This window comes from Microvirga medicaginis (assembly GCF_052658925.1).
In genome coordinates this window covers 1-18,075 of the sequence record NZ_JBQWEL010000040.1, presented here as the reverse complement: position 1 = coordinate 18,075, position 18,075 = coordinate 1, and the positions used below count along the sequence as shown (strand labels likewise).

Here is an 18,075-nt window from a genome sequence, read left to right as displayed (position 1 = left end):
GTTGTAGTGCCGTCTCCAGCTTTCGATCACCACTTTTGCCTCCTCCAAGGTGTAGAAGATTTCGCCTTTCAGCAGTTCATCCCGGAGCTGACCTCCGTCACGCCGATCTGCCGGATCGCCTCCGCCACCGTCCGGCCCTGCGCGGTCAGCACGTCAACCTGCCGCAACTTGGAAACGATCTCTTCGGCCATGTGCCTCTTCTTGCCCATCTTCAGTCCTCCTTCGGTTTAAAAGCCATACTTCAGGGAGGATCACTTTTCAGGAGGCAGTCCACGTCCCGCTCAATGCCCGGCAGGATCTGTCACCTGCGGGGTTACTTCTCAAGGTAGAGGGCAAGCCGTGCTGCTGCATTGCGCAGATGATTTTCTGCCGCACTCCGTGCAGCGACTGCGTCCTTCCGCACAATTGCTTCAAATATTGCTTGGTGCTCAGCTTGAACTGCTTGCGTCAGGCCCCCAATGCGTGCCGTGTTCGTACGGGCTGTGCGAATGAAATTGCGCACACGCCGGTCAAGAAAATCAGACAAATCAAGGAAGAACGGGTTGCCGGCGGCCTCCACGATGGCTCGGTGAAAGGCGACATCTTCATCAACGCCGGTTTCCCCGCGGTCAACCGCGGCCTGCATTGCGTTGAGTTGGGCCTCAATGGCCGTCAAGTTTCCATCTGTCCGGCGCACGGCTGCGTGCTCAGTGGCCGTAGCCTCGATGGCCATGAGGAGTTCGACGATGTTGCGGATTTCCTCTCTATCGGAGAAATCTGCGATGTCGAGGCGAAAGACTGAAACGGCGCTTGGATCTGCAACGAATGCGCCAGCGCCCTGACGGGTGAGCACCAAACCATCGTGTTTCAATCGGCCAATGGCCTCACGTACGGTGGGGCGGCTGACTCCATAGGTCTCGGAAATCTGCTGTTCCGTTGCGAGTTTCTCGCCAGGGCGCAGGCGGCCCGAGACGATCTCGTCTTTGAGACGCAGTGCCAGTGTATCGGCCAAGGACGGGCCTCGCCCGATGATATCGCGGGATGGAAACATTGAGCGCGGTTCCGGCGCCTTGGTTGTTCTGCTCATCGTCCTCAGCTTCCTATGTAGAGGCCGCCATTTACATGCACGGTTTCACCTGTGATGAAGCTGGCCCAGTCTGAGCACAGGAAAGCGACAGAGCGCGCAACTTCTTCTGGAGTGCCGAGACGCTTGAGCGGTGTCTGTTCGATCAGCTCCGGGCCGCGCACGCGAAGAAGAGGCTGTACCATCGGTCCCTCAATGAGGCCGGGCGATACGGCATTGACTCGCACGCGGGGCGCGAGTTCCAAGGCCAGCGAACGGGAGAACGTCAGCACGGCGCCCTTGGCAGCGGCGTAATGCGAATGCATGTAGCTGCCCTTGTGCCCTGCCATGGAGGCGATGTTCACAAGGGCGGCTCGGTCGGCCAAATATGGAATGGCCGCACGGCAGGTGTAGAAGACGCCCGACAGGTTGATGTCGATCGATTGCCGCCATTGCTCGTCGGTCATGTCATAGACCATCTGGTCGCGATAGAGACCCGCCGACGTGACGACGAAATCGACCGCCCCGAACCGCTCCTTCGCAACAGCCAGGGCGCTGTCCGCATCTGCGGAAATGGCGGCGTCCTGACGAAGTCCGATAGCGCGCGTTCCCGAAGAATCAAGCTCATGGGCGAAGCCTTGAATGCCTACCTCGTCGAGATCCGTGAGGAGACAATTGGTGCCGAGATCGAAGAAGACTTTCGCAATTGCCCGGCTGATGCTGCCATTGGCGCCGGTGAGAAACAGAGTTCTTCCGGAAAAATCGAACATGGTTCGCCTTTCACCCGTTCTCAGGTCATCAGCCAGCCGCCGGCCACGTCGCAGACCTGTCCGGTCACGAAGGCCGCAGCGTCGGAGGTGAGGAACAAGCACATATTGGCCACGTCCTCTGGACTTCCGAGCCGCCGCAGAGGTGTGGCGAGGCGCGCGGCCTCGTTGGCTTCGGGCGCGGTTCCCCGCACGAGCGGCGTATCGATACGGCCTGGCGCAACAGCATTGATCGTGATGCCATAGGGGCCAAGCTCACCGGCGAGATGTTTCGTGAACCCGATCAGTGCCGCTTTCGATGCGGCGTAATGAACGCCCACGATATCGCAATAGGTCTTGCCGGCGACCGAGGAGAGGCTGACGATGCGCCCGTGACCGATCTCGCGCATGCCGGGTACGACGGAGCGCATGCAGTTGAATGCGCCCGTCAGGTTGACATCAATCACACGGCGCCACTCGTCCGGGCTCATCTCCCAGGCGTGAGCCCGTTTTCCGTCACCGCCCGTCTTTGGCGAGATGCCGGCATTGTTGACCAGGATGTCGATCGTTCCCAGAGCCTCGGCCGCCCGCCGGCAGGCGAGGGCGACTGCCTCTTCGTTCGCCACATCCGTCGAGAGAGCGATCACGTCATGACCGCGCGCTTTGGCAGCGGTCGCCGCTTGCTCTGCGAGGGCAGGATCGTAGTCCACATAAGCGACGCGCGCGCCGGCGGCGGCATGAGCATCCGCGATGGCCCGTCCGATGCCGCGTCCTGCGCCTGTGATCAGGGCAACATGACCCGTATGAGAGCTCATTTGCGGATCTCCAGCATGATCTTGCCCTGATGCACGCTCGACTCCATCAGCTCATGGGTTGCGCGGGCCTGTTCGAGCGGGAACGTCGCATGGATGATGGGCTTGACAACTCCCTTTTCAAGGAGGGGCCAGATGTTCTTCCGCAGCGCTTCAGCGATCTTCGCCTTCAGCTCCACGGAGCGCGGGCGCAGCGTCGAGCCCGTTATCGTCAGTCGCCGGAGCATCACCGGCATGAAGTCGATCTCGACTTTGCTTGATTGAAGGAAAGCGATCTGGACGAGGCGCCCTTCGAAAGCGAGAGCCGAGATATTGCGGGCGATGTAAGGACCGCCAACCATATCCAGAATCACGTCTACGCCGCGATTGTCCGTGAGCCGCTTGACCTCAGCGACGAAATCCTGCGAGCGGTAGTCGAAGGCGACATCAGCACCTAGCGAGCGGCAGAAATCGCATTTCTCGGGCGAGCCGGCTGTCGCATAGACTGTGGCTCCCGCCTGCTTGGCGAGCTGGATCGCCGTGGAACCGATACCGCTCGACCCACCATGCACGAGAAGGGTCTCGCCAGCGGCGAGACGGCCGCGCGTAAAGACATTATCGTAAACGGTGAAGTAGGTTTCCGGAATGCCGCCTGCTTCGAGCAAAGAGAGAGGGGCTGGAATCGGAAGGCAGAGAGCCCAATCGGCCACGCAGTATTCGGCATATCCGCCGCTCGCGACCAAGGCACAGACTTCATCGCCTAGTTTCAGGCCGTTCACGCCATCGCCAACGGCCACGATTCGGCCAGAGACTTCGAGGCCCGGCACATCGGTCGCGCCCGGAGGAGGGGGATAGCCGCCTGCGCGCTGCAGGCAGTCCGGACGGTTCACGCCCGCTGCCGCGACCTCGATCAGCACCTGTCCGGATCCGGGCTGCGGGACCGGCGCGGTCTCCACGTAAATCACTTCCGGCCCGCCCGCACCTTGGAAGCGAACCTGCCGCATTGTCTCAGGGATAGTCATTCTCAAACGTTTCCTCTTGCCTCGGGCTATCTCGTGCGGCCGGTTGCCCCTGCCGTCTCAATCCGACCTAAGAATTAGCAAGTTCCTACTTGTCAGGCAACTTGGTTATCTGCAGTATCTGCCTCGCCGACCGAACAGCTGGTCGGTCGCACCGGGCTGCACAGCCCGGAGGGGCCTTCAGGAAGAGGGCTTCAGGGAGGAAATGATGAAGATGTTTTTGAAGGTGGCTCTTGCCACCGGCTTGGCGCTCGGCGCGTCGCAGGCATACGCTCAGCAGACGGTCAAAGTTGGAGCGCTCTATCCGTTCTCCGGCGGCCTCGCCCTTCTCGGCGACGAGAGCTTCCGTGGCCTGGAGATCGCAGTCGAGGAGCGCAATGCCGCGGGCGGTCTCAACGGCAAGAAGATTGAGCTCGTCAAGGGTGACGCTGTCGATCCCAACCAAGCCGTCGGCGAGGCGCGCCGTCTCACTTCGGTCGACAAGGTTTCGGTGATCTTCGGGACCTACTCGTCGTCGCTGTCCATTGCCGCCTCTCAGGTGGCCGAGCTTGCGAGCGTTCCCTATTTCGAGCTGGGCGCAATCTCTGATCCGATCACGGAGCGTGGCTTCAAGTACATCTTCCGTACCAATCCGACTTCGAAGGACTTCGCCAACCGGATGGTCGATTCCGTGATCGAAGCCGTGGCTCCCGCGATCAATGCACAGCCGAAGGATCTCAAGATCGGCATCATTCACGAGGACTCGCTTTACGGCCAGACAGTCGCGGGCTTCCAGCAGAAGCGCGCCAAGGAAAAAGGCCTGAACGTCGTCGAGACGCTTCCCTACTCGGCAAAATCCGTCGATCTGACGCCAGTGATCCTGCGTCTCAAGTCCGCCGGCGTGGATGTCGTGCTGCAGACCTCCTATCAGAACGACACTGTTCTGTTCTTCCGTCAGATGAAGGACCAGGGCTTCAAGCCTAAGGCTGTCATCGGTGCGGGCGGCGGCTACTCGACCCGCGATACGGCTCAGGCTGTTGGCACCGAGAACATCGAAGGCGCTCTCAACGTCGACTTCCCGCAATATCGCACCAACCCGCAGGCCGCTCCCGGCATTGACGAGTTCGTGAAGAAATATCAGGCAAAGTATGGCATCGCTCCTCGCTCGGGTCACAGTCTCACCAACTACATGGGTGCGAATGTCTTCCTTGATGCCATGGCGGCTTCGAAGGACCTGAAGGCCGACACACTTCGTGAGACGCTCATGAAGGTGGACATCCCGATGGGCAAGACCGCGACTGGCTGGGGTGTGAAGTTCAACGAGGGTGGCCAGAACACCCGCGTTAGCCCCTTCCTCATGCAGTGGCAGGGCGGCGAACTCGTCACCGTGTTCCCGCCTGAGGCTGCGGTTGCCAAGATGAAGACCGGAATCGGCACGAACTAAGCTGGCTGCATCTCGCGACCTCCGGCCCAGAGACCAGCCGGGGGTCGCCTCCTCATATCCTGATTTTTAAAGCCTGCGTCCCGGAGTCCGTCGATGGACGTTTTCGTACAGCTCATTCTAAATGGCATTCTGCTTGGCAGCATGTATGCCATCATCGCCGTCGGCCTTACCCTGATTTTCGGAATCGTTCGGGTCGTCAATTTCGCCCATGGCGAGTTCCTGATGATCGGCATGTATGCGGTCTACCTGCTGGGAACGCATTTCGGCCTGAGCCCGTATGCCTCCATCGTGCCGGTCGTGATCCTGCTCTTCGTGCTGGGAGCGCTCGTTCAGCGCTTCATCATTCAGCCGCTTCTCGGGGCCGACGAGCATATCCAGATCTTCGCAACGGTCGGTCTGTCGACGGCGCTCGTGAACCTGGCCCTTCTGATCTTCGGTGCAGATCTTTATTCGCTCACCGTGCCGGCCGCCTCCAAGTCACTGGTCCTCGGCGGCTATACAATGCTCGTTGGGCAGCTCATTATGCTCGTCTGCGCGGCCGTCTTGGTGGCCGGCCTGCACTTCTTCATGCAGACGACGGCACTTGGGCGCGCCATCCGCGCGACAGCCCAGAACCGCAATGCAGCTCTCCTCATGGGCGTGCGCGTCGACCGCATCTACGTGATCACCTTCGGCCTGGGTGCCGCCTGCGTAGGTCTGGCAAGCGCGCTCCTGATGCCACTCTATCCGGTCACGCCGACCATCGGCACCTATTTTGTGCTCACCGCCTTCGTGGTCGTGGTGCTGGGCGGCATGCGCAGCATCTACGGCGCCTTCGTGGGTGCAATGATCATCGGCATCGTGGACAGCCTCTCGGGCTACTACATCGCGCCGGACCTCAAGGAAGTGGTCTATTTCGCGATCTTCATCCTCATCCTGATCTTCAAGCCGACGGGCCTCTTCGGGTTCGGCCGCGGCACGGAGTGACACATGACCGCTAAAGCCATCGCACCCACGGCGACGAGCCCGCGCAGCTCAGGCTTCCTCGCTCGTCTCACCAATCCCCGGGTCTATTGTGCACTGATTGCATTCGCGTTGCTGCTGATCGTTCCGGTGCTCATTGACTCGCCGTTCGTCGTGCACGTCTTCGTGACGATCTGCGTATTCGGAGCCCTGTCGACGGCTTGGAACATCGTCGGTGGTTATGCCGGACAACTTTCGCTCGGCCATACCGTCTTCTACGGCATCGGCGGGTACACCACCGCTCTCCTGATCCAGCATTTCGGCCTCAGCCCGTGGCTCGGCATGTGGGCCGGCGCGGCGCTCTCGGTCGTGGTCGGCATTGCCATCGGCTATCCGTGCTTCCGCCTGCGCGGCCCGTTCTTCTCCCTGGCAACCATCGCCTTCCTCGAAGTGGTGCGCCTCCTGTCGATCCACTTCAACGGCCTGACCGGCGGCTCCGCTGGTCTCATCGTGCCGCTCAAGCTCGGCTGGGCGTGGATGATCTTCCAGGACAAGATCAATTATCTCTACATCGCATTCGGCCTGCTCGTGCTGACGCTCATCGTCTCCTGGGCCATCCGCAACTCGCGGCTGGGTTATTATCTCACCGCCGTGCGCGAGCGGGAGGATGCGGCGCTGGCGGCAGGCGTCAACAATACCCGCGTGAAGCTCAAGGCCGTGATGATCTCGGCGGCGCTGACTTCGCTCGTCGGCTCCTTCCACGCCATGTACATGACGTTCCTCGAGCCCGCGACGATGTTCTCGCTCGCGACCTCCATCGAAATCGCCATGTTCTCGCTCATCGGCGGCCTTGGAACGGTGGTCGGCCCGCTGTTGGGGACGGTGCTCGTCGTTCCGCTCGCGGAGGCGGCCCGCGGCTGGCTCGGTGCATCCGCCAGCGGTCTGCACGGTTTCGTCTACGGCGCGGTACTCGTGATTATCACGCTCACTTTGCCCGCCGGCCTTGTCGGCACCTTCGGGCCTCGCGTCGTGAAGTGGATCGACCGTCTTCCGGGCGGCGGACGCCGCGAGGAGGAACGCGAGGCGCCGGCTCAGCGGCCCATGACGGGCGAGGTGGGCGCGCCGATCCTGGAGGCTCATAGCCTCGTGATGAAGTTCGGCGGCCTGACCGCCACCGACAATGTGTCCATCACGCTGCGCCGTGGAGAAATTCTTGGCATCATCGGCCCCAACGGCGCGGGCAAGACGACGCTGTTCGGCCAGATCTCGGGCTTCCTGAAGCCGACATCGGGCACCGTTGCCGTTATCGGCCCCGACGGCGCCATGGTGCGTCCGGCGTCTGCCGACGAGTTCGCAAGGCTTGGCGTGGGACGCACGTTCCAGATCGTGCAGCCTTTCGGCAAACTGACGGTTCTCGAGAACATCATGGTCGGCGCCTTCATGCGTCACCCGAAGGTCGACGACGCCCGTGCGGCCGCCCTGCGCGTCGCCCGTCTCGTCGGACTTGACGAGATCAAGGATGTGGAAGCGCGCAACCTACCCATCGGCGGCCTGAAGCGGCTTGAGGTTGCTCGTACCCTGGCGACCGAGCCCTCGATCCTTCTCCTCGACGAGGTGATGGCGGGGCAGAGCCAGTCCGATACGCAGCGGATGGTGAATCTCATCCGCACGATTCGCGATACCGGCGTCACAATCATCGCCATCGAGCACAACATGCAGGCGATCATGAGCCTGTCCGACCGGATCGTGGTCATTGATTCCGGCAGGGTGATTGCTCAGGGCAATCCGCAGGAGGTCGTGAAGGAACGCCGCGTAATCGAGGCATATCTCGGAGAGGATTTCGTCCATGCTCAAGGTCTCTAATGTTACCGCAGGCTACGGCCGCACGGTCATCCTCCAGGATGTCTCGATAGAGATCGGGCGTGGGGAGGTGGTCACGATCATCGGCTCCAACGGTGCCGGTAAGACAACGCTGCTGCGGACGATTTCTGGCCTCGTGAAGCCCTCTCGCGGCGAGATCATTTTCGACGGCGAGCGGATCGGCGGACATAGCCCTGCCGATATTGTGGGGCGTGGGCTCATCATGGTGCCGGAAGCGCGCCAGCTCTTCCCGGTTATGAGCGTGCGCGATAACGTCATGATGGGCTGCTACCACCCGAAGGCGCGCGAAGGCGCATCCAAGCGCTTCGAGGAAGTGCTCAGCATCTTCCCCCGCGTGCGGGAACGTCTCGACCAGCTTGCAGGCTCCCTGTCGGGCGGCGAGCAGCAGATGGTCGCGATTGCGCGCGGCCTCATGGCCTCACCGAAGCTGCTGATGCTGGACGAGCCGTCTCTCGGCCTCGCGCCTCTCATCGTGCAGCAGATGTTCGATGTGGTGGACCGCATCTGCCAGATGGGAACTACGGTTCTCCTCGTGGAGCAGAAGGCCTTCCATGCCCTGAAGATCGCGAACCGGGCCTATGTCATCGAAAACGGTCGCATTGCCATGCAGAACACCGGAGCCGGCCTCCTCGCCGACCCGCACATCAAGACTGCGTATCTCGGAATCTAAAAGAAAACAGGACGGACATGCTGCACCGGAACTATATCGGCGGCGAGTGGGTCGAAGGCGTCACTTCCAACCGCAACATCAACCCCTCTAATCTGGACGACGTGGTGGGCGAATACGCTTCCGCCGACGCCGCCCAAACGGAACAGGCCGTTGCCGCCGCTCACGCCGCGTCCCCGACCTGGGCCGCAGCGAGCCCGGAGGTGCGCTCCGACATCCTGGATCGGATCGGAACAGAACTGCTGGCGCGCAAGGACGAGCTCGGCCGTCTGCTCTCCCGGGAGGAGGGCAAGACGCTGCCGGAGGGCATCGGCGAGGTTGTTCGCGCAGGCCGCGTGTTCAAGTTCTTCGCCGGTGAAGCGCTGCGGATCACGGGTGACCGTCTTGCCTCCGTGCGGGCGGGCGTGGACGTGGAAATCGTCCGCGAGCCGGAAGGCGTGGTGGGTCTCATCACGCCATGGAATTTCCCGATTGCGATTCCCGCCTGGAAGATCGCCCCCGCGCTCGCATTCGGCAACTGTGTGGTCTTCAAGCCCGCGGACTTGGTGCCTGGCTCCGGCTGGGCTCTGGCCGACATCATTGGGCGCGCAGGCGTGCCGGCGGGTGTCTTCAACCTCGTCATGGGTCCCGGCTCGCAGGTCGGCAACGCAATCGTAAGATCGCCGCTCGTGCGCGCAGTGAGCTTTACCGGCTCCGTGCCGGTCGGACGGCGGCTCGCGGGCGATCTCGTGGCACGCGGCGCCAAGATCCAGCTCGAGATGGGCGGCAAGAATCCTCTCGTGGTCCTCGACGACGCCGATCTGACGACCGCTGTCGAATGTGCCGTGAACGGTGCGTTCTTCTCAACCGGGCAGCGTTGCACGGCCTCCTCCCGACTTATCGTCCAGGAAGGCATCCACAACCGCTTCGTCGATGCCCTGCGCGAGCGTGTTGCCGGACTGAAAGTTGACGACGCATTGAAGCCCGGCACTGATATCGGCCCCGTCGTCAGCCGTTCACAGCTCGAGCAAGATCTCGGCTATGTGGATATCGGCTGTAACGAGGGCGCGAAAGTAGCGTTCGGCGGCAAGATCCTCAACCGCGAAACGCCCGGTTACTACATGTCTCCGGCTCTTCTGACGGAGACCAGCAACGATATGCGCGTCAATCGCGAGGAAATCTTCGGCCCGGTGGCGACCGTGATCCGCGTGCGCGACTACGAGGAGGCGGTTGCCGTCGCCAACGACACCGAGTTCGGGCTGTCGTCCGGCATCTGCACGACGTCCCTGAAATACGCGAGCGACTTCAAGAAGCGCTCCGCTGCCGGAATGGTGATGGTGAATCTGCCGACTGCGGGCGTCGATTATCACACGCCGTTCGGAGGCCGGAAGGGGTCGTCCTACGGACCTCGCGAGCAGGGCGCCTATGCCCGCGAATTCTACACGGCGGTGAAGGTCGCCTATACGCTTGGGTGATGTGATGACGGAAATTACAGGCCGCACAGCGATCTGGGGCATCCTGGCCGACCCGATCCACCAGGTGAAGACACCGCAGGCTCTCAATGCACTCATGAATGCGCGTGGCGTCGACGGCATTCTCATTCCTTTTCACGTGGGCGCCAGTGATCTCGATACATTGGTGGCTGGCCTCAAGGCCATGCGCAACCTGAAGGGCTTCGTGGTCACGGTGCCTCACAAGACCGCTATCGTCGATCTCTGCGACGACGTCAGCGAGCAGGCGAGGGCGATCGGTGCCGTCAACACGGTTCGCCGGGAGGTGGATGGCCGCCTCGTCGGCGAGATGCTGGACGGCGCAGGCTTCGTCGCCGGTCTGCGTCAGGGTGGCATCAAACCCGGCGGACGCAGCGTCTTTCTCGCGGGAGCGGGCGGTGCAGCCAATGCCATCGCCTTCGCTCTCGCGGAGGCTGGCGTGTCGCGTCTCACTATCGCCAACCGCACCCGCAGCAAGGCCGAGGATCTGAAGCAGCGTCTGGCGGAGCACTATCCGTCCGTTCCGGTCGAGATCGGCACCACCGATCCATCCGGATACGAGATCGTGGTCAACGCCACTTCGCTCGGATTGAAAGAGGGAGACTCTCTTCCGCTCGACGTGACGCGCCTGACACCTGACCAGATCGTCGCCGAGATCATCATGCAGCCGGAGACGACGGCGCTTCTGGCAGAAGCGAAGGAGCGTGGATGCCGGATCCATCATGGCAAGCCCATGCTGGCCTGTCAGCTCGAACTCATGGCGGAATTCATGAGGATGCATCCATGACAGCCCTCGCGCCCGTGAAGGATCTCGAAGGGCGCTGCGCCCTCATCACGGGCGGAGCATCCGGCATTGGCCTCGCCATGACCCGGACCTTCGCGGCCCGCGGCGCGCGCATCGTTGTGCTCGACCGTGACCCAACGGCTGAAGACGCCGTTCGCGATATCGGGGATGTCATCGTCGCATCCGGCAGTGTGACAGAGCCTGCCGATGTGACGGCTGCGTTCGATGCCGCCGAGAAGCATTTCGGTGCCGTGGACATCGTCGTTGCCAACGCCGGGATTTCCCAGAACTGCCCCACGCTCGATCTCGATTTCGAGGGCTGGCGGCGCGTGATGAGCGTCAATCTCGATGGCGTCTTTCTCACCGTGCAGGAAGCGGGACGCCGCATGGTTCCTCGTGGGAAGGGGACCATCATTCTCACGTCGTCGATCTACGGCGTGGTGGCCGCTCCCGAACGGCTGGGATACGTGGTCTCGAAGAGCGGCGTGTCCGCCATGGCGAAGGCGCTTGCGGTCGAATGGGCGCGCCACGGCATTCGCGTCAACGCCATCGCGCCTGGGTATGTCCGCACGCCCTTCGTGGAGGACCTGCAGGCACGAGGCCGCCTTGATGTGAACGCGCTCGAAAAGCGCACGCCCATCGGGCGCCTGATCGAACCGCAGGAAGTGGCTGAGGTCACAGCCTTCCTAGCCTCCGACGCATCGGGCCCCATGACGGGCCAGATCGTCGGCGTCGATGGCGGCTGGACGGCCTACGGGTACATTTAGAGGAACTGTGATGCCGGAACGCACGAAGCTTGCCCCTGCTGCGCCCTGGATCGAACTGCGCACCACGGCGAAGGATTGGAAGGCTGCCGATCCTGCGCTGCTCGGCGAGATGCTGACGCAGATGCATCTCATTCGTGCTTTCGAGGAAACCGTTCTCGATCTCGCGGGCGAAGGTCTCGTTCATGGCCCCGCCCATTCCTCCATCGGGCAGGAGGGGGGCGCTGTTGGTTCCGTCGTGGGCCTGCGCCCGACCGATCAGGTCAACGGCTCCCATCGCGGCCACCACCAGTTCCTGGCAAAGGCATTGGCCTATGTCGCCCCGAGGCTCGATCCGAAGGCCGAGTTCTCTGAGCGGGTAGAAACCGTACTGCACCGGACCCTGGCTGAGATCCTCGGTCTCGATCCCGGCTTCGGGCACGGGCGCGGCGGCTCCATGCATCTGCGCTGGGCCGAGGCGGGGGCGCTCGGCACAAACGCCATCGTCGGCGGCGGTGTGCCCCTCGCAGCGGGTGCCGCCATGGCTCACAAGATGGCTGGTACTGGCGATATCGCCGTGACCTATTTCGGCGATGGTGCCGTCAATATCGGCACGGCCCTGGAGACGATGAACCTCGCTGCGGCTTGGTCGCTGCCGATGCTGTTCTTCGTCGAGAACAACCTTTATGCGGTCGCGACTAAGGTGGAGGAAGCAACCCGTGAGGGCCGCCTGTCGGGACGAGGCTGCGGTTTCGGAGTTCCGTCCTGGCGGGTCGATGGCATGGATCCGCTGGCCGTGCATCTTGCAACGCAGGAAGCGCTGGCGCTCTTGCGCGAAGGCAAGGGGCCCGCACTCATCGAGGCCGAGGTTTATCGCTTCTTCCACCAAAACGGGCCGCTCCCGGGTTCCGCCTTCGGATACCGCACGAAGGATGAGGAAGCATCTTGGCGCGCCCGCGATCCGTTGAAGCGCACGGCCGACGAGATGATCAAGCGCAGCCTTCTCGACGAAACGGATGTTTCCGACCTGCGCGACAGGTGCAAGACCGTGATGGCGCGCCTGACGGATCTCCTCGTCGAGCCGCACGGCAATGCTCGTCGTGTCCGTCCCGACATGTGGCCCGACACCGCTTTCGTCGATGTGGGAATTCGCGGCGATCTTCCGGACTTGCGCGATGCCCGGATTCTAGAGGCCGATGCTCACAAGGGACAAACCAAAGAGCGCAAATTCGTGGACGCCATCGCGGATGTCCTGCATCGGCGCTTCGAGACCGATGATACGCTCGTCATCATGGGCGAGGACATCCATCGGCTCAAAGGCGGCACCAATGGTGCGACGCGTGGGCTGGCCGATGCCTATCCGGACCGCGTTCTTGGAACGCCGATCAGCGAGGCTGCCTTTACGGGACTCGCAGGTGGAATGGCGATGGATGGCCGCTATCGCCCGATCATCGAGTTCATGTATCCGGATTTCATGTGGGTCGCGGCCGATCAGGTGTTCAATCAGATCGGCAAGGCGCGCCACATGTTCGGCGGCGATACGGATATGCCGCTCGTGCTGCGGACCAAGATTGCCATGGGCACGGGATACGGCTCCCAGCACTCTCTCGACCCTGCTGGCGTTTTCGCGACCTCGCCTGGATGGCGCATTGTCGCGCCTTCCACAGCCCATGACTATATCGGCCTCATGAACGCCGCCCTGCGCTGCCGCGACCCCATCCTCGTGATCGAGCATGTGGATCTCTACCAGACGACGGGCACGATTCCGGCAGAGGATCTCGATTACGTCATCCCGCTCGGCAGGGCCCGCATCGTGCGCTCTGGGCGTGACCTGACAGTGTTGACCTATTCGGCGATGGTGGCGCGCAGCATGGAAGCTGTCGAGCGGCTCGGTGTCGATGCGGAGGTGATCGACCTGCGTAGCCTCGACAGGGCTTCCCTGGATTGGGAGACGATCTGCGACAGTATCCGCCGCACGAACAACGTGCTCATCGTCGAGCAGGGATCGCTCGGCACCTCCTACGGTGCGATGCTCGCCGACGAGATACAGCGGCGTTACCTCGACTGGCTCGACCAACCGGTTCAGCGCGTCCACGGCCGCGAGGCTTCTCCCACCATCTCCAAGGTTCTCGAGCGCGCGGCATTCGCGGGAAGCCGCGAGGTCGCCCATGGCCTGGCTATCGTCATGGCAGCCAAGGGCATGCCGCTTGACGGTGCACTCCTCAGCGAGGCGTTCAGATGAGCATTCCGACAGATTTCCTGGAGCGCTTGAAAGAGATCGCCGGTCCCGCCTATGTCATCACGGATGGTCCGGATCTCGAGCCTTACGCTATCGACTGGCGCAAGCTCTTTCCCGGCAGGCCGGCCTGTGTCGTTCGCCCGTCGTCGAGCGCACTGGTGGCGCGGATCGTGCAGGCCTGCCATGAGAGCGAAATCGCCCTCGTGCCTCAGGGCGGCAACACAGGCTTGGCCGGCGGAGCCGTTCCGGATGCTTCCGGGAGGCAGATCGTTCTGTCACTCAACCGCATGGCTGCGATCCGCAATATCGACCCTGTCGGCATGACGATTGAGGCCGAGGCCGGCTGCATTCTGAAAGTTGCACAGGATGCGGCGGCAGCGGCGGGTCGAATGCTGCCAATCAGTCTCGCAGCGGAAGGCTCAGCGACCATTGGCGGTGTCGTTGCAGCCAATGCGGGCGGCGTGAATGTGCTGCGCTACGGCATGAGCCGTAACCTCGTGCTGGGCCTTGAGGTCGTGCTGCCGGATGGCACCATTGCCAACGGCCTGCGTCGACTGCGCAAGGACAATGCAGGCTACGATTGGAAGCAACTCTTCATCGGCAGCGAAGGCACGCTCGGGATCGTGACGGCCGCAGTGCTGCGTCTCCTTCCTCGCCCGAAACATTCCGTCACGGCTCTGCTGGCGGTTGCCGATCCGGATGCCGCCTTGCGGCTTCTGGAACTGGTGCAGGACGAACTGGGGGATCAGATTTCGGCATTCGAGCTGATCTCTCAGACCTCCTTTCAGCTTGTCGCGAAACATGCTGGCCTCAAGCCGCCGATTGCCGAGGGTGAGTGGTTCGTTCTCATCGAGGCCGCCTCTAGTCTCGCGGGTCTTCGCGAGGCGGCGGAAGCGATGCTCGGCACCGCCTTCGAGCGCGAGATCGCGCTGGATGGAGTCATTGCCGAGTCAGGAGCGCAGGCTGCCCAACTTTGGGCTCTGCGCGAGCATGTGACGGAGTCGGAGGCGAAGGAGGGCAAGAGCGTCAAGCACGATGTCTCCGTGCCACTGACCTCGGTCCCCCGTTTCCTTGTCGAAGCCGGGCAGGCTCTTGCATCGGGTGCGCCGGGCACGCGGGTCAATGCCTTCGGTCATCTGGGCGACGGCAACATCCACTACAACGTGCTTGTCGAGGCCGGCCACGATGCCGCGTCCATCAACCGCATCGTGCACGACGTGGTGGCCGCCCATGGTGGCAGCATTTCCGCAGAGCACGGCATCGGGCAGTACCGGGTGGGGGAGCTGGAGCGCTATCGCTCGGGCCCAGAGTTGGAGATCGCCCGCAAGATTAAGCGCGCTGTCGATCCGCAAGGCCTACTCAATCCCGGCAAGGTGCTCCTGCCCTGAAGGCCTCCTTGAAACGTTCGAGAATTGCGGAATCTGGTTCCTGAAAGAACATCGTTATGGATCAGTTTGATTATGTCATCGTCGGTGGAGGCACGGCCGGTTGCGTGCTGGCGAACCGGCTGACCGAAAACCCTAAGAACAACGTGCTCATGCTCGAAGCTGGCGGGCCGGATGACGGTTTCTGGATCCGCATTCCCGCCGGCTTCAGCAAGCTCCTCACGAATGCCAAGTACAATTGGCGTTTCCAAACCGAGCCGGAGGAGAATGTCTACAACCGGAGCATCGTCGTGCCGCGCGGCAAAGGCCTCGGTGGATCGACGCTCATCAACGGCATGATCTTCGTTCGTGGTCAGCCTCAGGACTACGACACCTGGGCGCAGCTCGGCGGAACGGATTGGAGCTTCCAGGATGTCCTTCCTTACTTCAAGAAGCTCGAATCCTTCGAGGATGGCGAGAGCGAACTGAGAGGCGGAAGCGGCCCCGTTCATATTGTGCGTGTGTCCGAACGCCCCGAAATTTCCAAGGCCTTCATCGAGGCGGCGAAGCAGGCAGGTTACCCGTTCAATCCCGATTACAACGGGAAAAGCCAAGAGGGCTTCGGCTATTATCAGGTCAATCAGCGCAACGGGCGACGCTGGAGCGCGGCGGATGCCTATCTCCGCCCGGCCCTGTCGCGGCCGAACCTGAAGGTTAAGACGCACGCCCATGTCACCCGCATCGATTTCGAGGGCCGCCGCGCAGTCGGTGTTACCTACAAAGTCGGCAACGAGGTCAAGAGGGCGAGGGCACGCGCCGAGGTGATCCTTGCCGCAGGAGCCGTGCAGACGCCGCATCTGCTGGAGCTCTCGGGCATCGGCGATCCGCAGATCTTGGCCTCCGTCGGCATCCCCGTCTTCCATGAGCTTGCGGGAGTGGGCAACAACTATATTGACCACTTCGCGACGCGCATGAACTGGCGCGTGAAGCTGCCCGTTACGTTGAACGAGCTGACGCGCGGATGGCGTCTCGGCGCTGCCGTGGCGCAGTATTTCCTGACGCGCAAGGGCATTCTCACCTTCGGCACGGGCCTCGCGCACGGGTTCGTCAAGACGCGGCCCGAACTGGAAACGCCGGACGTGCAATACTTCTTCATGCACGCGAGCTACGCCAATGCCGGCGAGCGCAAGCTCGACAAGGAACCTGGCATGACCATTGGTGTCACGCAGATGCGGCCGGAGTCGCGGGGGTCCATTCATATCAAGTCTCCGGATCCTCTCACGCCGCCGGCGATCCGTCCGAACTTCCTCGCTACCCGCACGGACCAGGAATCTCTCATTTGTGGCATGCGCATCGCACGCCAGATCGTCGAGCAACCTGCGATGGATCGTTTCCGGGCCTATGAGATGAATCCGGGACCCGAGGTCAGCACGGATGACGAATGGCTCGATTTTGCCAGACGCAACGGCCAGACGATCTATCATGCGCTGGGCACCTGCAGCATGGGCAAAGGCCCGCGTGCCGTCGTAGATGAACGCCTGAAGGTCTACGGCCTTGAGGGCCTGCGTATCGTTGATGCCTCCATCATGCCGACGATGGTGTCCGCCAATACCGCGGCCGCGGTACTGATGATTGCGGAAAAGGGGGCGGACCTCATCGCCGCAGACGCCCGTGCGGCAAGCTGAGTTCGGGCTCCCGGATCGGTGCAAAGAATACGGCCACGAAGAGGAAGAACCTGATATGACCAGTTTCACCTTTCAAACCACGCCTCGCGCCATCTGCGAGATCGGTGGCTTGGCTCGTCTGGGCGAATTGATGGCAGGTCTCGGCGTCAGCCGCGCGATTGTCGTGTGCGATCCCGGTATTGCCGCCTGCGGCCTCGCAGAGCGCGCCGCGTCCTTTCTTGATGCAGCCAGCGTGACGGCGACGGTGTTCGATCAGGTTCAGGCCGATCCCCCCGTCTGGGTCGTGCGCGCGGCCGTCGAAACGGCGCGTAGCTTCCAAGCAGATGGCGTCATTGGGCTCGGCGGCGGAAGCTCTCTCGATACGGCAAAACTGGTCGCTCTTCTGACACGCTCCGAGCAGAAGGTCGAGGAACTGTACGGAGTCGATCTGGCGCGCGGGCACCGTCTTCCGCTGATCCAGGTTCCGACCACGGCCGGCACGGGATCGGAGGTGACATGGGTCTCCGTTGTCACGAGCGAAGCCAATGAGAAGAAAGCGATCTATTCCTCACAGCTTCTGCCCGATATCGCATTGCTGGATGCTGAACTGACGCTCGGCATGCCGCCGCGGGTGACGGCGGCCACAGCGCTGGATGCGATGGTTCACGCTATCGAAGCCTATACCAGCCGCACACGCAAAAACGTTGTCGCCGACGCTCTTGCGGTTAAGGCGTTGGAATTGCTGGGAGCCAATATCCGTCGCGTGGTTACTGACGGCTCCGACATCGAGGCGCGTTCCGCCATGCTCGTCGGGTCGATGCTCGCCGGCATGGCTTTCGTCAACGCCTCGGTGGCGGCAGTACATGCTCTGTCCTATCCGCTGGGCGCGCGCTTCCACATTCCTCACGGCCACAGCAACGCGCTGGTCATGGGGCCTGTATTCCGCTTCAATATTCTTGTCGCCAAGAAGGCTTATGCGGAACTCGCACCGCACCTGCTGCCCGGTCGCAGCTTCACAAGCGATGAGGAGGCGGCGGAAGCCTTTGTCTCCGAACTGGAGTCACTGGTCGAATTCGTAGGCCTTGAGACAAGGCTCAGCCAACTGGGCGTGACCGAGGCAGATATTCCCGACATGGCCCGGGAGGTCACGGTCGGCATTCAGCGGCTCCTGGCCACCAACCCCCGTGACATGAGCTTCGAAGACGTGGTCGGAATCTATCAGACGGTTCTATAACTCTGAAAACGGCACCGCTTGTAAGCCGACCCGGCAAACGTCGATCGCTTCCAGATCCATAAAGTTG

General features: G+C 62.3%; 15 protein-coding genes and 2 pseudogenes. 11 read left to right on the top strand and 6 right to left on the bottom strand.

The genetic code is table 11. The features are described from left to right. From ACUXUR_RS26280 to ACUXUR_RS26255, 6 genes and pseudogenes are all read right to left on the bottom strand, one after another. A pseudogene (locus ACUXUR_RS26280) lies at window positions 1-90 on the bottom strand (integrase core domain-containing protein); the annotation flags it as partial. After that, window positions 87-209 (bottom strand): annotated as a pseudogene (locus ACUXUR_RS26275) (IS3 family transposase); the annotation flags it as partial. The pseudogenes ACUXUR_RS26280 and ACUXUR_RS26275, both read right to left, overlap by 4 nt. A gap of 104 nt (window positions 210-313) precedes the next feature. Continuing rightward, the gene (locus tag ACUXUR_RS26270; protein ID WP_445505301.1) at window positions 314-991 is read right to left on the bottom strand and encodes a FadR/GntR family transcriptional regulator; all 678 of its coding nucleotides are present in this window, start codon (window positions 989-991) and stop codon (window positions 314-316) included. An 80-nt stretch (window positions 992-1,071) separates the two neighbouring features. Next, entirely contained in the window at window positions 1,072-1,812 is a 741-nt protein-coding gene (locus ACUXUR_RS26265; protein WP_445505300.1) for an SDR family NAD(P)-dependent oxidoreductase, read from the bottom strand. Between the two features lie 20 nt (window positions 1,813-1,832). Next, on the bottom strand, window positions 1,833-2,603 hold the full coding sequence (locus ACUXUR_RS26260; protein ID WP_445505299.1) for an SDR family oxidoreductase: 771 nt from the start codon (window positions 2,601-2,603) through the stop codon (window positions 1,833-1,835). Beyond that, window positions 2,600-3,601 (bottom strand): NAD(P)H-quinone oxidoreductase, encoded by a 1,002-nt coding sequence (locus ACUXUR_RS26255; protein WP_445505298.1) that lies wholly within the window; start codon window positions 3,599-3,601, stop codon window positions 2,600-2,602. Before ACUXUR_RS26255 ends, ACUXUR_RS26260 begins: the two co-directional genes overlap by 4 nt. A 202-nt stretch (window positions 3,602-3,803) precedes the next feature. Between ACUXUR_RS26255 and ACUXUR_RS26250 the strand changes: the two genes are divergently transcribed. From ACUXUR_RS26250 to ACUXUR_RS26200, 11 genes are all read left to right on the top strand, one after another. Then, window positions 3,804-5,021: an ABC transporter substrate-binding protein gene (locus ACUXUR_RS26250; protein WP_445505297.1), complete on the top strand. Its 1,218-nt coding sequence runs from the start codon at window positions 3,804-3,806 to the stop codon at window positions 5,019-5,021. Window positions 5,022-5,114: 93 nt separating this feature from the next. Continuing rightward, the gene (locus ACUXUR_RS26245; protein ID WP_445505296.1) at window positions 5,115-5,987 is read left to right on the top strand and encodes a branched-chain amino acid ABC transporter permease; all 873 of its coding nucleotides are present in this window, start codon (window positions 5,115-5,117) and stop codon (window positions 5,985-5,987) included. A 3-nt stretch (window positions 5,988-5,990) separates the two neighbouring features. Beyond that, window positions 5,991-7,826 carry a branched-chain amino acid ABC transporter ATP-binding protein/permease gene (locus tag ACUXUR_RS26240; protein WP_445505295.1) on the top strand — a complete coding sequence of 612 codons (1,836 nt, stop codon included), beginning with the start codon at window positions 5,991-5,993 and terminating at the stop codon, window positions 7,824-7,826. After that, window positions 7,810-8,514, top strand: a complete 705-nt coding sequence (locus tag ACUXUR_RS26235) for an ABC transporter ATP-binding protein (protein WP_445505294.1) — start codon at window positions 7,810-7,812, stop codon at window positions 8,512-8,514. Before ACUXUR_RS26240 ends, ACUXUR_RS26235 begins: the two co-directional genes overlap by 17 nt. A 17-nt stretch (window positions 8,515-8,531) precedes the next feature. Beyond that, complete coding sequence (locus tag ACUXUR_RS26230; protein ID WP_445505293.1) at window positions 8,532-9,965, top strand: aldehyde dehydrogenase family protein; 1,434 nt, start codon at window positions 8,532-8,534, stop codon at window positions 9,963-9,965. A gap of 4 nt (window positions 9,966-9,969) precedes the next feature. Further along, window positions 9,970-10,767, top strand: a complete 798-nt coding sequence (locus ACUXUR_RS26225; protein WP_445505292.1) for a shikimate dehydrogenase family protein — start codon at window positions 9,970-9,972, stop codon at window positions 10,765-10,767. Next, window positions 10,764-11,531 (top strand): SDR family NAD(P)-dependent oxidoreductase, encoded by a 768-nt coding sequence (locus tag ACUXUR_RS26220; RefSeq protein WP_445505291.1) that lies wholly within the window; start codon window positions 10,764-10,766, stop codon window positions 11,529-11,531. The genes ACUXUR_RS26225 and ACUXUR_RS26220 overlap by 4 nt, the downstream gene beginning before the upstream one ends. Window positions 11,532-11,541: 10 nt before the next feature. Next, entirely contained in the window at window positions 11,542-13,749 is a 2,208-nt protein-coding gene (locus tag ACUXUR_RS26215; protein ID WP_445505290.1) for an alpha-ketoacid dehydrogenase subunit alpha/beta, read from the top strand. Beyond that, window positions 13,746-15,134 (top strand): FAD-binding oxidoreductase, encoded by a 1,389-nt coding sequence (locus ACUXUR_RS26210; RefSeq protein ID WP_445505289.1) that lies wholly within the window; start codon window positions 13,746-13,748, stop codon window positions 15,132-15,134. Before ACUXUR_RS26215 ends, ACUXUR_RS26210 begins: the two co-directional genes overlap by 4 nt. Window positions 15,135-15,190: 56 nt before the next feature. After that, on the top strand, window positions 15,191-16,795 hold the full coding sequence (locus ACUXUR_RS26205) for a GMC family oxidoreductase (RefSeq protein ID WP_445505288.1): 1,605 nt from the start codon (window positions 15,191-15,193) through the stop codon (window positions 16,793-16,795). Between the two features lie 55 nt (window positions 16,796-16,850). Next, window positions 16,851-18,008, top strand: coding sequence for an iron-containing alcohol dehydrogenase (locus ACUXUR_RS26200; protein ID WP_445505287.1), 1,158 nt, complete (start codon window positions 16,851-16,853; stop codon window positions 18,006-18,008). Window positions 18,009-18,075: the final 67 nt, after the last annotated feature.